This is a genomic window from Catenuloplanes nepalensis, assembly GCF_030811575.1.
GTDB classification, from domain to species: domain Bacteria; phylum Actinomycetota; class Actinomycetes; order Mycobacteriales; family Micromonosporaceae; genus Catenuloplanes; species Catenuloplanes nepalensis.
This window is the reverse complement of record NZ_JAUSRA010000001.1, coordinates 1,147,764-1,160,928: the sequence shown is the minus strand read 5'-3', so window position 1 is coordinate 1,160,928 and position 13,165 is coordinate 1,147,764. Positions and strand designations below refer to the sequence as shown.

The window sequence follows — 13,165 nt, the reverse complement described above, 5'->3', positions numbered from 1 at the left end:
GACCACGCCGCTGGGCTGAAGCCGGATGCCGGATGCCAGCCGCCACCCACCAGCCTGAAGCCGAACTCCATCTCATGCTCCATCAACGACGTTCCCGCTGACACTGGCGGTCTCTGCTCAGACCGCACGCCCGACTACCCGAGAGAAGACAGCTGATATGCCCGAGACCGAAGTGGTGATCCGTCACACGACAGCCTCCGCGGTCGTGCTCGACGGCAACGGCCAGGTCCTGCTGATTCAGCATCGCAAGTCCGGGCTGTGGCTCTACCCCGGCGGACACGTCGACGCCAACGAGGACCCCGCGTCTGCCGCGATCCGGGAAACCCGGGAGGAGACCGGCCTCGCCGTCACGATCATCACCGGCCCGCTGTTCGTCCACCCGGCCGTCCGAAGCCACCCGGTGCCGTTCGCGATCATCGAGGCGCCTGTAAAGGACGACACCACCGGCCCGCACCACCACATCGATATGGTCTACGTCTGCCGACCGGCCACCGCAGGCAAGCCCTTGACCGCACAGCTGGCTGAGGTGGATGCGGTCCGATGGGTGCCGGTGACCGACGTTGCCCGACTGCATACTCCGACCGAACTGCCCAACCTGATCACCGCCGCAGCGTCCTGGGCCAAAGACCACTGGTAGACCGCCAATAAACATCGACGAATGCACGCGCCGTCGACCGGCTGGCGTACTGGCGGAGCACAGACGGTGCCCCACTCGCAGCGACTACTCGGCGTCTGCACCGCTCACCAGCTGGTTCGCCGTCGCGCTGCGCGAGTGAGCCAGCGCGGTCATGAGCATCCGGCGGCCGGTCATCGCGCGTCGGAAGCTGCGGCGACCATCGCCAAGAGCCGGTCATGGATCCGGTCGTTGCTGATGACCGCGCCTTTGATCGGCCCGTCGTATCGCTGGCCGGAGCCGTGCAGGTCGGAGATCCGACCGCCAGCCTCAATGACAATTACGGCTATGGCGGCCATGTCCCACGGCGAGGTATACGGGTAGACCGCTCCGGCGGCGAATCCCAGCGGCACCATCACCGCGTCATGCACCGCCGATCCGGTCGTGACCACGTCAGCGCCCGCGTCGACCGCCTGCGCGAACAACCAGCCAGCGTCGAAGGCGGAAACCCGGTTCCCTGGCAGGACCAGGCAGGCTGCGGCCATATCGTCGACGGTGTTCACCGCAAGCGGACGGCCGTTGATGAACGCGCCCGCGCCGGCCGTGGCGTGGATCAGGCGGTCGGTCCAGGGGTCGTGCACCACGCCGATGCGCGAAACGCCGTCAACCACCAGGGCCAGGGAAAACGCCGGCCCCGGCACACCAGCCGCGAACAGCCACGTGCCATCGACCGGATCACACACCCACACCCGGCCGCTGGTCGGCGCGACGTACTCGTCGTCCTCCTCACCCAGCATGAGATCACCGCGGCCGGCAACCGCCTCACTCACCAAGGCGTTGATCTGCTTGTCCGCGTCGGTGACAAGGGTGCCGTCCGCCTTGGCCTCAGCAGTAGCACCGAGGCATCTCCGCATGACGTCCCCCGCTCGACGGGCGGTATGGAGCGCGAGCTGTAGATCCGTGTGGTGGTCGATCAACGGTCTCCTGTGCTGAGCCGATTCGGCTGGTCATGTCGGATGTGTTCGCGGTGTTCCGGGGGATCTGGCCCGGTGGCGGTGGCCCGGTCCGCGTGGTCCCGCCAGCGGGAGGCCGGCCGGCGCAGGACCGTCGCCTCGCCGTGGCTTGTGCCGGTCGACGGTGACAAGCCGCGCGGCGGCTCCGCATGGATCCGGGGGGCCCGGTCCGGTTGGTAGCGGTGCCGCTGGGCCGCATTTCTTCAGAGCCAGCGAATTCGGTGCTGATATAGGCATCCGGATCTCCTAGACCGTGGCGGAGATCGCCTTGTACGTCTCCTCGGCGGCCCGGTCGCTCGCGGCCTGTGCCACGTCGGCCGGGACCGGGTTCGCCTGGTCGAGCTGCATCGCGGTCACCCGCACCTGGACGGCGGTGCCGCGGCCGGCCCCGGCCACCACGACTGTCCGCTGCGGCGGGGGCCCGGCGTCGCGCACGCACCGGCTGCCGTTCGGCGCCTGCGCCCACGGTGCCTCCGCGGTGCAGTCGGTGCCCCTGGTCAGCTGCGCCGGCTTGGTGCGCAGCCAGTCCGCGAGCGGCTTCGACTCGTACGGATCGACGCGCGGCCTGATGATGTTGATCTGCATGCCGAGCCGGAGTCTCGCGTCGGCCGCGGACGGTCCCACCAGGCCGCAGCCCACCAGGTATGCCTCGTCGCCGGCTGCGGGCGCGGGCGCGCCGGTGTCCACGCCCATGCCGTGCGAGATCGAGGCAGGGACCAGCGGCGCGAGCGCCGCGCAGTCCGACAGCGGCGGAGCGGCCTGCAGCCTCGTCGTCCCGGCCGGGTCAGGCGTCGCCGCCGTGCCGGTCACCGGATCGGCCGGGACTGCACCGGGACCGCCGCCCTCGCACCCGCCTGCGGCAAAGGCCACGACAAGGGCGAACGCCGCCACGGTACGCCTCACAACTCGTCCGGCGGCTGGGAGAGGACCCGTTCCTGGGCCGGGCTGTGGGATTGCCGGTATGCGGTATCGGCGCCCCGGGCGACCGCGTGAGGCTGTCTCTGCAGGCTCTGGGCGATGTGCAGCGTCCGCACATCCGAAACGAGCTCCACGCTTACCTTTCCGGTGCCCGTCATGATCACGGTGACGGTCCGGTCCGGCGACTTCGTGGACACCAAGCGCCTCGATGTTCCAGCACCGTTCGCGGGAGGCGGTCGTGAAATCGGCGGGGCTGGGCTGCTCGCCTGGGGCAGCGTCGGGCACAGAAGGCATCTGGTTGTCCGTCTCTATCATGATGTTGGATGAGTGGGGCTTGGCGTGGAGGCCAGGGACTGCTGGCGGGACCTGCGATGTCATGCCATCGACTGGGGTGCCGCGCTGACGGCGTGGTAGCAGATGGCGTAGCGATTCCAGCAGTCGCCAACTCGGATCTGGCGCACACGCTGGTGCAGCCACGGTCGGCGCTCGTGACGCGATGGCAGCGCTCCCCCGGTCGTCGGCCGCAGGATCCGGCGGGTGACCGCGCGTTCGAGCGGCACCGCGCTGATCCACGCGTTCTCACAGGCCGTTGTGGCGCAGGAGTAGACAGGCCGGTCCGCGTGGTAGCCGGCCTGCATCGGCCGCCCGCAGCGGGCGTGCACGATCAAGCCATTGAGCAGAAAGCTGAATGGTGGCCGGTCCAGGGTTGTCGGCAGGAGATCCACGGCGGCGGCGAGCGCGGCCTGCTGGTCCGCGCCGAGGTGCCAGGCCGGTTCGGCATCAAGGCCGCCCGGAACGGGGCTGGCCTGGCGGCATGGCGGCGACACGGGAGTGGAGCGTGCGCGAGGGGCGCGGGACCTTGGCGATGACGTTGCGGTGAGGGGGTGGTGCGGCACGATGCCTCCGGTGGCGTGTCGGCCGGCTCGTCGCCGGTGGGGCGGTGGCGGCGAGCCGGCTCTTCAGGCGCCCGCGTCATGCAGGACGCGGTATGGCATCGCGCGGCGGGCGTCGCCGGGCACAGCGATCAGGCGCGTCTACCCAGAAAGCCGGTGTCGCGTGATGCCGGTGATGTGCTGTGACACAGCCTGCACCACCAACCAAGTCCGGTGCAAGTGCACCGGTGCAAATTCACTCGTGCACTTGCACTGGAATCTAGCGTGGTCGTCGGCTTGGCGGCGGATGCTGTGTGTTAGGAATGCACAGCCGACGACGGAGGAGAACGACCATGGCAGCCCGGCCCGCGACACCGCGCTCACGCCGGCTCGGGCTCACCCTTCTCCAGCAGCGCACCGCCAAAGGACTCAGCCAGGAACAGGTCGCCGCCGCCATGAGATGCAGCCCGGCGAAGATCAGCCGCCAGGAAAACGGCACGACCCTGCCAACTCCCGGCGACGTCATGGAACTGCTCAGCCTCTACGACCTCGACGCCACCAGTGCCCTCTACCAGCAGATGGTGAGCCTGGCGCGCGAGGCCCGTGAAACGAACTGGTGGAACGCCTACGGCGCCACGCTCAGCGGCCACTACACGAAGTACATCGCCTACGAGGACGAGGCGGAGTGGGCCGGCAACGTCCAGCTCGCCCGGATCCCCGGCCAGCTCCAGACCCGCGAGTACGCCGCGGAAGTCATCGGCGTGCGCTGGCGCCACGAACCCGACCGGCACGCACGCCTGGTCGCCGCCCGCCTCGAACGGCAGGATCTGCTCCGCAAGCCCGACCGGCCACTGAAGCTGACCGCGATCATCTCTGAGGCAGCCCTGCGCACCGATGTCGGCGGCCCCGCCGTCATGAGCGCGCAACTCGATCACCTGGTCCAGGTGTGCCAGCAGCAGCGCAACATCGAACTGCAGGTACTCCCGTTCACGACCGGCGCCCACCTGGCCGAAAGCGGCCCGTTCGCGCTGCTGGCCTTCGGCGCCGGCGAACCCGGGCTCGGCTACCTGGAAACCCCCGGCGGGGAAATGTTCGTGGAGAAACCAGAAGAGATACAGCACCTCCACGACGTCTTCGCCCAGCTACGCCACCTGGCGCTACCGCCTACGGAGTCGCTCGGATTCATCACCGAGTTCAAGGAGCAGCATTATGGCCCGCAGTAGCCTCCCGCTCGGCCCCGCATGGCGCAAGTCGTCCCGCAGCGCCTCCTCCGGCGAATGCGTCGAAGCGCGACGCTGGCCGGAGGGCGTCGAGATCCGCGACAGCAAGAACCCGCACGGGCCGACGTTCACCGTCTCTGCCACCGCCTGGACCGCACTGACCGGCGCACTCGGAGACGGCCTTATCAACCGCAGCGGCACCGGCCACCCCTGACCGGCACCAGCGCAGCACTGACGCCGACGACGAGCCGCGGCAGCGATCAGCCGGACCGGAACGCGACTGGCCGGCCATCGCCGCAGCGGGTAGTCGAGGCTGCAGCGCAATCGTTGTGAGCCGGGCCAGGAACCGCTACCGCGCAGTGACCAGCAAGGCCACTGGCAAACGCCATCGTCGAGGGTACTGACATTCGCCTGTCACTCAACAGCGCGGCGGTGGCATTACAGCCGCCAGCCGGTGTTCCAGCCGGGGAACTTCTCGGCGAATACGCTCAGGGTGATGTCGAGGGTGTGGGCGGCGGGGGCGAACATCGTGGTGTAGTCGGCGTCCGGCGAGTACAGGGTCCACTTGCGGCCTCGGGCATCGCTGATGAACAGCACGCCCCACCGCTCAGGCGGAGCGTCGTCGATCAGGGCGAGGAGCCGCCGGCTGGGTTGCAGGCCGGCGTGGGTGATCTGGCCGTGTCCGACGACGGTGAGGGGCAGCCGGGGGTGTCCGGGTGGCCAGGCCCAGCGGGTCAGCCGGGTCACCGCGTCGGCTGCCGGGCTGCCGGGGTGGCGGCGAGCGTCTGGTCGACCCACTGCACGAACTTCAGCGGCGAGCCCGCGAAGTGCTCGCGGACGCGGGCCTGGATGGCGCGCACGTCGTGTCCGGACAGGAAGTCCCGATCGCCTTCCTTGCCGCAGCCGCAGGCGCAGGGCCGGTGCAGAAACGGCAGCTCCTCGGATAGTTCGCAGTACCCGACGGGGTTCTGCGACCCGTTGGCCACTGGATCAGTCTGGCCGAGGTACGCCCCCCGGACCGGGTGGCCCTCGGGCAGGACCTGGCCGCGCAGTTCGATGCGGCGCCCGATGCCGATGTCGTGTTCGGCAAGGTCGGTGATCTCGCCGACCGCGCGGACGATGCCCTCGCCGACGATGAGCGCGAAGCGTTGCCGGCGGGCCTTGTCGGCGTTCATCTTCCACATGGCCCGGCCGGCTTCCCACGCCTCCTGTTCGGTCATCCGGGGGAAGTACCCGATGTGGGTCCGCCCGACCGGGTCGTTCCGTACAGTCTCGTAACTGCCAAGCTTCAGCCGAATCGCCACGACCCCGCCCCATCATGCTTGCACCGTTATCATCTCCAGGTAGTTCATCATTGCAAACCCGGTTTGTAAAGATGAGATCGGCTAAGTGGCCCCGGGCTCAGGGGGACCGCGCGGCAGACGCGTGCGGCCCTTCTTCCACCCCTTGGTGATGACCAGCCTTGCGGCGGTGTCGCGCAGGTTCGGCTCGCGGCCGCGCAGATGCTTTCGCCGTAGGCCAGGGCCGTTGAGCTGCGGCCGACCGCCGGTGTCCGGTACTACCTAGCCTCGGTCTTTCACTTAGATGTCAATCCATAGCCGTTGCTCGATGAGTCTGGTTTGCCCGTTTGTCGATATTTTGGGGGCATGTTGAGGGCCCGGCGCTTGGCCGGGTTCCTCCGTGTTGCTGGTCGTGGCGTGGGCTGCGGGTCAGCCGGTGGGTCGGGGTAGTGCGGCGAGGCGGCTGAATGCGCTGGTCAGGGCGTCGGTCCAGGGCCAGTCGGCGGCGATGGCGAGGCGGGTCCGGCGGGCGGTGCGGGTGAGTCGGGCGGCGACGTGTAGCAGCCGGTAGCGCAGTTTCTTGGGTTCGGCGGTGGCGAGGTCGCCGTCGAGGAGGAGGGTGCGGGTCCAGGCGAGGAGGTCGATGCCGGTCAGGGCGAGTTCGAGCCAGGCCTGGTTGATCGCAAAATGGCGGGACGGGAATCGGCCGAAGCCGGTGTTCTTCCCGGTCCGGATGCGGTCCTCGACCCGGGCGTGGGCGCGGTGGCGGGCTTCCAGGTGCTGGATGCTGCCGTTGCCGGGTGGGGTATCGGTGGCGACCATCTGATGCCGCCAGCCTTCGATGGTGTCGAACAGGGACAGTTGGGCGCCGGGGTGTGGTCGTTCCCGGCGGACGATGAAGCGGGTGCCGTCCGGCCAGCCGGTGGTGTCGAGCAGGCCGGTGATCTCGCAGACCTCGGCGTGGTCGCGCAGGTCACCGTCGGTGTCGATGGCCGGGACCCAGTCGGTCGCGGCCAGGATCGCTTCCCGGACGGGTGCGGTGATCGCGGCGCCGACGCTGAACCGGATGTCGTGGTGCTGCTCCCGCAGCGACCGGATGTGGGCCAGGAAGCCGTGCGTGGACCCGGCCGCGTCCGAGCGCAGCAGGAGCGGGGTCCCATGCCGGACGGCGTCGGGGATCTGGGCGAGGGCCTGGTCCAGGACGGTGATGTGATCGGCGGTCGTGTTCGACCCGGCCCGGCCCTCCCGCAGCAGACCGGCGAGGGCTTCACCGGTGTTGTCCAGGAAACACAGCAGCGGATGGAACCCGAACGTCTTCTTCCAGGTCCGGGTCGCCGACTCCTTCTCCGAGTGACAGGCCACGATGGTCGCGTCGATGTCGAGGACCAACCCGTCGACCTGCCGGCCGGCGACCGCCGGTTGGGGCAGGTCACCGCGGGCCTCGGCGTGCTGGGCCCAGGCGACCTCGCGGGCCTGGGCGCGGGCGGCCCGGAGCACGGCCAGGGCCGGCTCGTCGAGTCGGGACAGCAGCCGCCACGCGGTCGGGTCGGACGCGACCGGCCCGAACAGCCCCTGCTGGTCCCGCAGCACCGCCAGGTCCGCGATGGCCTTCCCGCCGTCGGCGAGCATCACCGCGAGGTCGACGGCTATCCGGCCCGGGTCATGCCCGCGCTGCCGCTGCCGCAGCCCGGCGAGGGCATCACTGAACGCGCTGGTCAGACCGGTCGCGTCGGCCAGGTCGGTGAGCAGCCGGGTGCCGGCGTGACCGACCACGCCCCGCCCGCCGCCGGTCACCATGATCTTCGGACGTGTTGCGGTAGTCTGCACCCTGCAAGTGCCTTTCGTGACAGGAACTTTTGGACCCTCGACAAGTCCTATTTTCCCTGATCGGAAGGCACTTCTTCGTTTTTGTCCAGTCCTTGGACAGGCCCTTAACGAAGGGCCGAGGCTAAGGATGAAGATTGTTCCGGGATCACCCGGCCTTGAGGATGCCGTCGGCTCATTCCTTGTGATGGAAGCAAACTGGCCTGAACACGCCACCAGCTTCGCGGGCTGCGTCTGGTTCGCAGCGCTTGACGACAACGTCGAGGATGCGGACGACTACGAGGTCATCGGAATGATCTACGGACATACCCTGCCTGAAGCAGAGGCAGTAGAGCATGTACGAAGCGGGGACCGGACCGGTCCGGTCTTCTGGGTCGATCTGGTTGCCGTGACGCGCCCCGGCATCCGTCTCGGGACCTGTCTGATGCAGCGGCTGGTCGACTCCGTCGCACCGGAGCATGGACTCATCCTGTTGAGTATCGACAAGGAGAGGCCGAATCGTGCTGCCCGGGAGAAGTTCGCGAGGGAGTGCGGATTCGTCGTTCGGCAGGCCGGTCCCGAGCCGGTCTGGAGCGCGGACTCAACGACTGTCATCGCAGCCGTGGCTGAAAGACTCGCTGGCCGGTCACCCTGCCCGTGACCCGTGTCGCCCTGAGAATACTTCAGGGTGACGAGAGCCGAGATCGCGGATTGCTGCGATGGCCTGTTCGCCGAGCGAGGTCAGGCGCATGGCGCGGTGACGGGATGCGCGTTCCAGTAGTTGGCCCCCGATGTCTCGTTCGAGGCGGTGGATTGCGCGACGAGGACGGGGCGCGTAGGCCGAGCGCTGTTGCTGCTTTGCGTATCTACGGATGGTCGGTCAGAGAGGGAACTGAGGAAAGGCCCGTCGGATCAACCAGCCGTACCAGCCGTCCAGCCAGTTGGCTAGGCGCCCGTCATCGCCGTGGTCGAGTTTGACGCCACCGATCTGTCGTCGCCCATCGACGAACCCGCGGGGTTCCAACGCTGCTCGTTACGGCGCTGTTGGTAGCCGAGACGGGCGTCTCCCTGCCGCCGTGGGTGGCGTCGGTATCCCCGTCGAGGTCGAGAAGCGGGAGCGCCAGTTGGCGGCACCTGCCGCCGACTTAATCACGCGGAGGGCCGCTGCCGTTTCATAGAGAGCCATGCACCAAGGTGGCGGCGGTTAGGCTACCGCGTCGCTTTCCGGATCGGCGACGAACGCCAGGAAGTCGATGGCCAGCGGTGTCGTGGCTGACGCCCACAGGCCAGCCTCGGTCATCATGCCATTGAGCGACTGTGCGATCAGCCCAGCGCTGCTCAGCGCGGCGGCGTATCGGTCGATGAGGTCCTTGCGGCTGGACAGTTCGGGCATGCCGGCCTCGATGACCGCCGACTTGCCGCCCATCATCACGTTCGGCTTGTTGAGGTGGTGCCGCGTGAACCAGCCGGGCGGGTCAGATAGCAACGTCAGCAGCCACACATGGGTAGGTGTGAACCGATCGAGCATGTCGAAGAAGAGCTGCTGGGTGTCGTCGTCCGGCGCGTCCGGCAGGACAGAGTTCACCACCGCGTTGCGCAGTAACTCCAGCTTCTCGGTGCGTGATGTCCAGTCGGCAATCTGCGATGCCGTAGTCACCGCGTCCATGAACGTGTCCTGGTCGAGGAGATGGTCGAAGTCGCCGACCTGGTCCTGAAGACGGCACACTTTATCGGCCAGTTCGTTCAACCATCGCGTCCGCCGATCGGTCAGACGCCGACCAGCCGCCTCCTGGAACGCGATCTGCAGGGGGCCGCCGATGCCCGGCACTGCCGCAATTCCCATTTCGACAACCTTGGCCAAGCCCTGCCGCCGATCGGTGTCCTCGGGATAGCTGCCCACGGCCAGAATCATGCCACCACCGCCCAGGAACCCCAGCCCGCCGCGCACCCTACCTACGCCAGGAGTATTCATCCTCCGGCGAGCAGCAGCGGGAGCAGCCGCACATACAGCGGGGACCCGGCGGGCGCGTGGCGACCCACCGGCCCAGCCCTTGCCGGCACACGATCTCCCCGCTCGACACCAACTCTGTCACCGCCTCCCGGACCGCCCCCGCACCCACCCGCAGGCCGGCCGCGAGTTCACGCCCCGTCGGCAGCCGGTCGCCGGGTTGCAGCCTCCCGTCAGCTATCCGTGCCCGAATCTCGCCGACCACCACCGCCGGCCGTGACATCGCCCTCGACATCCACCCACCGTACCCCACATTATCGACTACATCGATTATGTTTTGCGTGCCGCAATTCAAGGCCACAGCAGGAGGGCCTCACCTGCGAACCGCACGTCCCAGCCTCGCCGCTCACGCGGCCGGCGCCGCCACGGCACCCCGCCCTACACCCGACCCCGGGGGCGTCATCGGCGCGCGCTGCAAGTCCCGGAGTCGCTCGCCGCCGCGGTGGTGGTGCGGCAGCCTCAATCCTCGACGTCGCCTGGGCTCAGTCCAGGAAGGACGATCGTGGCGTGGTGCTCGGCGATGGCAATGATCCGGTCAGCCTGGCGAACAGCTATGGCGAGGTGTGGTGGCGGCGGTGGCGGGTCGGACTCACCGTCGTCGCCGAGCCACAGCCGGCCGTACTGGTCCGGGAGAATGCCCCACCCGAAGAAGGGCAACGGCGTGGTGGGCGTCATGCCGAGCACGGCGACCGGGTCGACGTCCATGGCCGTGACGGTGCAGCGGTGCCGCCAGCGGTCGCCGAGGTCGAAGGTATAGGTGAACACATCGCCGGCGGCCAGCAGGTCACCCAGGCGGTGTGCGCGGCCTGCGAGGGCGGGCGGGTCGCCGGGGTCTTCATCGAGGAACGCCTGGTCGGCGAGGGTACGCCCGTCGGCCAGGTCGAAAGTGTGCAGGTGCGCGCGGTCCCAGCGGGCGAACGCGCCGTCGATAGCGGCGGCCAGGTCTGCGAAGGAATGCCCAGGTCCGGCGATCATGTCCCGGCCGGGGGCGGGCCAAAGGTCTCCAGCAGCCCCGCCGCCGACGAGCTCCACCTGGATCGTGAGCCAGTTACGTGCCATCGGGTCAGTGTTCCGCCCCGCCCCGGCGGCAGATGCTCCCGAAGCCGGCTCTTCGCCCGTCTGGGTCACTCTCGAACGAGGACCGGGGCACGAGACGCCGGATATGCCAGTATCCATCGGACGCCTTTCGCCGTATCGCCTCGGAAAACCCTAGTGACCGCAGGTCCGCTACACCTGCCATCATTCATCAGGCTGCACCTGTTCCCGCGAATCTGGCACCGGCACGCCGCCCGCACCCGTAACGCTCCGAACGGATGCACCGCCGAGGTCTCGTTAGCCGGTGAGCGCGACCGCAGGCCAGGTCACTGGCGGGCTTCGATCTGCCGGGCTGCCGCGAAATGCCCGCGCTCGCAGAGCGGCCCAGGTGATTTGCGCCCGTTCGGTTCACGCGTGGCTCGGACCGGCACGGGCTCGTGCCCGTCGAGCAGGCACGCCATGATCGTCCGGGCGGTGATCCCCGACCTCCAACCGACAAGGCCCGCGGCACGGACCGCGCGCGGACCGCGCTGCGGCACTGAGACCTGATCGCCCACAGGCGATCAGCGTTTCCCGCGGCACGGAGAAGGCCGCCGATCCGGGCGAGTTGCGCGTGAGCAGGGCCGCCGTCGTCGCTGGTGGCGGCGTCGTAGGCGGCGCAGAGCGCGTACCGGCGCAGCCGATCACCGGCCGGACGGCGTCGCACCTCCCGCGCGAGCGCCGCACCGAGAATCTCGGTCAGGGTGTTCACGGCGGTGTGCTGCTGATCCGGCTCCCAGCGGGCCGGGTCCACGCTCCGGTCGGTGCGGCGCAGGTAGACGATCGCCTGGCCCAGCCGGTCATCGCCGGCCGACGAGTGTAAGTCGTGCGCGGTCGCCGCCACCGCGGCCACGTACAGGTCGATGTGCGGGTTGATCGTCGGTGTGGGTAGCAGGATCGGCATCCTGGCCGCGTCACAGCGGTGCATCGCGGCGAGATACGCGGTCACCGCATCCCCGACCAGATACCCGGGCACGCACCCACGGCAGGCGCCGAGGAACGCGCGAATGTGCCGGGGGATCTGGTCCCTCCACGACGGCACCCCGGCGACAGCGCGCAGCGTGATCTCGTCCAGCAGGTGCTGGTAGGCGGCGCGCTGCCGCCCACGCCCGTCCGCAGGATCTGCCGCATGCCACGCCACGCCCCGGCCCGGTCCGCGCGCGAGAACGCGGCCAGCACGTCCAGCACCTGCACCTGCAGCCGGGCATCCACCGCCGGGGTCACCGGCGGCTCGCCGGCGGGCACGTCGTCGCCGGCGCCGGCCGGGCGGATCTGCACCGGGAAGAAGTGGTCCTCGGCGGCCAGGTGCTCGCGCAGGGCGCCGACAGGGTGCCCGCCGGTCGCGGCCACCGCCCAGTCCTTCGCCGCGTCCGCCGCCGCGCGTTGCCGGGCCGTCCACCGCGACGGCCGGGCCGGCAGGTCCGCGACGCCCGTGGACGCGTACGCCGCCAGGAGCATCTCCCACCCGACCGCATCCGGTATCGCCGCAGCAGGACCGCCGCCGTACTCGACCACGATGTCGGTCAGCCGGGCGGCGACCGGCGGCGGGGTCGTCGTGGCCGCAGCCCGCGCCCGCAGCGTGGACAGCCGGGCGGGCGCGACCACCGTGTCCGCGGCGGCCGCCCGGCGCCCGGCGATCTCGTACAGGCTGGCCAGGGCGTCGACGCGGTGCGGGACTATATCGGGCTGGGTGATCACCCAGGCGACGAGCGCGGCTGCCGCCAGCAGCGCATCTGCGGCGTCCGCGCCGGCAAGCGCCTGCTCCCACCGGCTGGCCGGGCCTTGCGGACGGCCCTCGCGCGACAACCCCACCAGCGGCGCCATCACGGACAGGTCTTCGATCAGCGCCCGGTCCGCGATCGTGTCGGGATCCAGCAGCGCCTGCACCTGCGCGCGCTGCGCGTCCGGGGTCAGTGCGCCGGCGAGCAGTCGGGCGCCGGCCAGTAGCTCTTCGCCGTCGAGGCGGCCCGGATCCCAGCCGTAGCCGCCGCGGTCCAGCCATCCCGCCCCGATCCCCCGCACCGCCGCCACCGTCCGAGACACGTCCGCCACGGAGGTGACCACGCGGGCGCTGCGCAGCCGCAGGAGGTCCAGTTCAGGGTCGCCTTCCAGCCATGCCACGGCCGACAACAAGCAGACCCGTCCACGTCCCAGCGCTGACCCAGGAGTGGAGCTCACCGTGGCAGGAACAGGACGTCGTCCGGATCATGACCGCACACGCCACCCTCCAGCGGCGAGTCCAGAATCTCGGCGAAGAGACCCGGTCGCTGACCACCCGGCTGAAGGCCGCGCGCGACAACGCGCGCTTCGCTGACCGCCGGATCTCCGGACGGGAGGTCCAACTGCTGAAGGCGACAGGAGTAG

At 69.5% G+C, this 13,165-nt stretch carries 16 protein-coding genes; 5 read left to right on the top strand and 11 right to left on the bottom strand.

Annotated elements, in window-relative coordinates; translation table 11 throughout:
- Positions 1-157 precede the first annotated feature (157 nt).
- A complete protein-coding gene (locus J2S43_RS04905) occupies positions 158-637 on the top strand; it encodes an NUDIX hydrolase (RefSeq protein ID WP_306827355.1) in 480 nt (159 codons plus the stop codon).
- A 170-nt stretch (positions 638-807) separates the two neighbouring features.
- On the opposite strand, the gene J2S43_RS04900 is transcribed toward J2S43_RS04905, so the two are convergent.
- Together J2S43_RS04900 and J2S43_RS04895 are read right to left on the bottom strand one after the other, a co-directional pair.
- Entirely contained in the window at positions 808-1,590 is a 783-nt protein-coding gene (locus J2S43_RS04900) for an inositol monophosphatase family protein (protein WP_306827354.1), read from the bottom strand.
- A 282-nt stretch (positions 1,591-1,872) separates the two neighbouring features.
- A complete protein-coding gene (locus J2S43_RS04895; protein WP_306827353.1) occupies positions 1,873-2,436 on the bottom strand; it encodes a hypothetical protein in 564 nt (187 codons plus the stop codon).
- Between the two features lie 264 nt (positions 2,437-2,700).
- Here J2S43_RS04895 and J2S43_RS04890 point away from each other — a divergent pair, with 264 nt between their 5' ends.
- A complete protein-coding gene (locus J2S43_RS04890) occupies positions 2,701-2,871 on the top strand; it encodes a hypothetical protein (protein ID WP_306827352.1) in 171 nt (56 codons plus the stop codon).
- A 47-nt stretch (positions 2,872-2,918) separates the two neighbouring features.
- On the opposite strand, the gene J2S43_RS04885 is transcribed toward J2S43_RS04890, so the two are convergent.
- Positions 2,919-3,371, bottom strand: coding sequence for a recombinase zinc ribbon domain-containing protein (locus J2S43_RS04885; RefSeq protein ID WP_306827351.1), 453 nt, complete (start codon positions 3,369-3,371; stop codon positions 2,919-2,921).
- A gap of 398 nt (positions 3,372-3,769) precedes the next feature.
- Here J2S43_RS04885 and J2S43_RS04880 point away from each other — a divergent pair, with 398 nt between their 5' ends.
- Complete coding sequence (locus tag J2S43_RS04880; protein WP_306827350.1) at positions 3,770-4,639, top strand: helix-turn-helix domain-containing protein; 870 nt, start codon at positions 3,770-3,772, stop codon at positions 4,637-4,639.
- Positions 4,626-4,850, top strand: coding sequence for a DUF397 domain-containing protein (locus tag J2S43_RS04875; protein WP_306827349.1), 225 nt, complete (start codon positions 4,626-4,628; stop codon positions 4,848-4,850). The genes J2S43_RS04880 and J2S43_RS04875 overlap by 14 nt, the downstream gene beginning before the upstream one ends.
- A gap of 224 nt (positions 4,851-5,074) precedes the next feature.
- Here J2S43_RS04875 and J2S43_RS04870 read toward each other — a convergent pair whose 3' ends face one another.
- From J2S43_RS04870 to J2S43_RS04860, 3 genes are all read right to left on the bottom strand, one after another.
- The gene (locus J2S43_RS04870) at positions 5,075-5,383 is read right to left on the bottom strand and encodes a hypothetical protein (protein ID WP_306827348.1); all 309 of its coding nucleotides are present in this window, start codon (positions 5,381-5,383) and stop codon (positions 5,075-5,077) included.
- Positions 5,380-5,940, bottom strand: coding sequence for a hypothetical protein (locus J2S43_RS04865; RefSeq protein WP_306827347.1), 561 nt, complete (start codon positions 5,938-5,940; stop codon positions 5,380-5,382). Before J2S43_RS04865 ends, J2S43_RS04870 begins: the two co-directional genes overlap by 4 nt.
- Positions 5,941-6,345: 405 nt before the next feature.
- Positions 6,346-7,743: an IS1380 family transposase gene (locus tag J2S43_RS04860; protein ID WP_306827326.1), complete on the bottom strand. Its 1,398-nt coding sequence runs from the start codon at positions 7,741-7,743 to the stop codon at positions 6,346-6,348.
- Between the two features lie 127 nt (positions 7,744-7,870).
- On the opposite strand from J2S43_RS04860, the gene J2S43_RS04855 reads away from it, so the two are divergent.
- Entirely contained in the window at positions 7,871-8,380 is a 510-nt protein-coding gene (locus J2S43_RS04855) for a hypothetical protein (protein WP_306827346.1), read from the top strand.
- A 543-nt stretch (positions 8,381-8,923) separates the two neighbouring features.
- Here J2S43_RS04855 and J2S43_RS04850 read toward each other — a convergent pair.
- From J2S43_RS04850 to J2S43_RS04830, 5 genes are all read right to left on the bottom strand, one after another.
- The gene (locus tag J2S43_RS04850; protein WP_306827345.1) at positions 8,924-9,631 is read right to left on the bottom strand and encodes a hypothetical protein; all 708 of its coding nucleotides are present in this window, start codon (positions 9,629-9,631) and stop codon (positions 8,924-8,926) included.
- 37 nt (positions 9,632-9,668) lie between these two features.
- The gene (locus J2S43_RS04845; RefSeq protein ID WP_306839201.1) at positions 9,669-9,950 is read right to left on the bottom strand and encodes a FadR/GntR family transcriptional regulator; all 282 of its coding nucleotides are present in this window, start codon (positions 9,948-9,950) and stop codon (positions 9,669-9,671) included.
- A 236-nt stretch (positions 9,951-10,186) separates the two neighbouring features.
- Positions 10,187-10,786: an IS1096 element passenger TnpR family protein gene (locus J2S43_RS04840; protein WP_306827344.1), complete on the bottom strand. Its 600-nt coding sequence runs from the start codon at positions 10,784-10,786 to the stop codon at positions 10,187-10,189.
- 187 nt (positions 10,787-10,973) lie between these two features.
- Positions 10,974-11,777, bottom strand: a complete 804-nt coding sequence (locus J2S43_RS04835; RefSeq protein ID WP_306827343.1) for a hypothetical protein — start codon at positions 11,775-11,777, stop codon at positions 10,974-10,976.
- Complete coding sequence (locus tag J2S43_RS04830) at positions 11,747-12,922, bottom strand: hypothetical protein (RefSeq protein WP_306827342.1); 1,176 nt, start codon at positions 12,920-12,922, stop codon at positions 11,747-11,749. Before J2S43_RS04830 ends, J2S43_RS04835 begins: the two co-directional genes overlap by 31 nt.
- Positions 12,923-13,165: the final 243 nt, after the last annotated feature.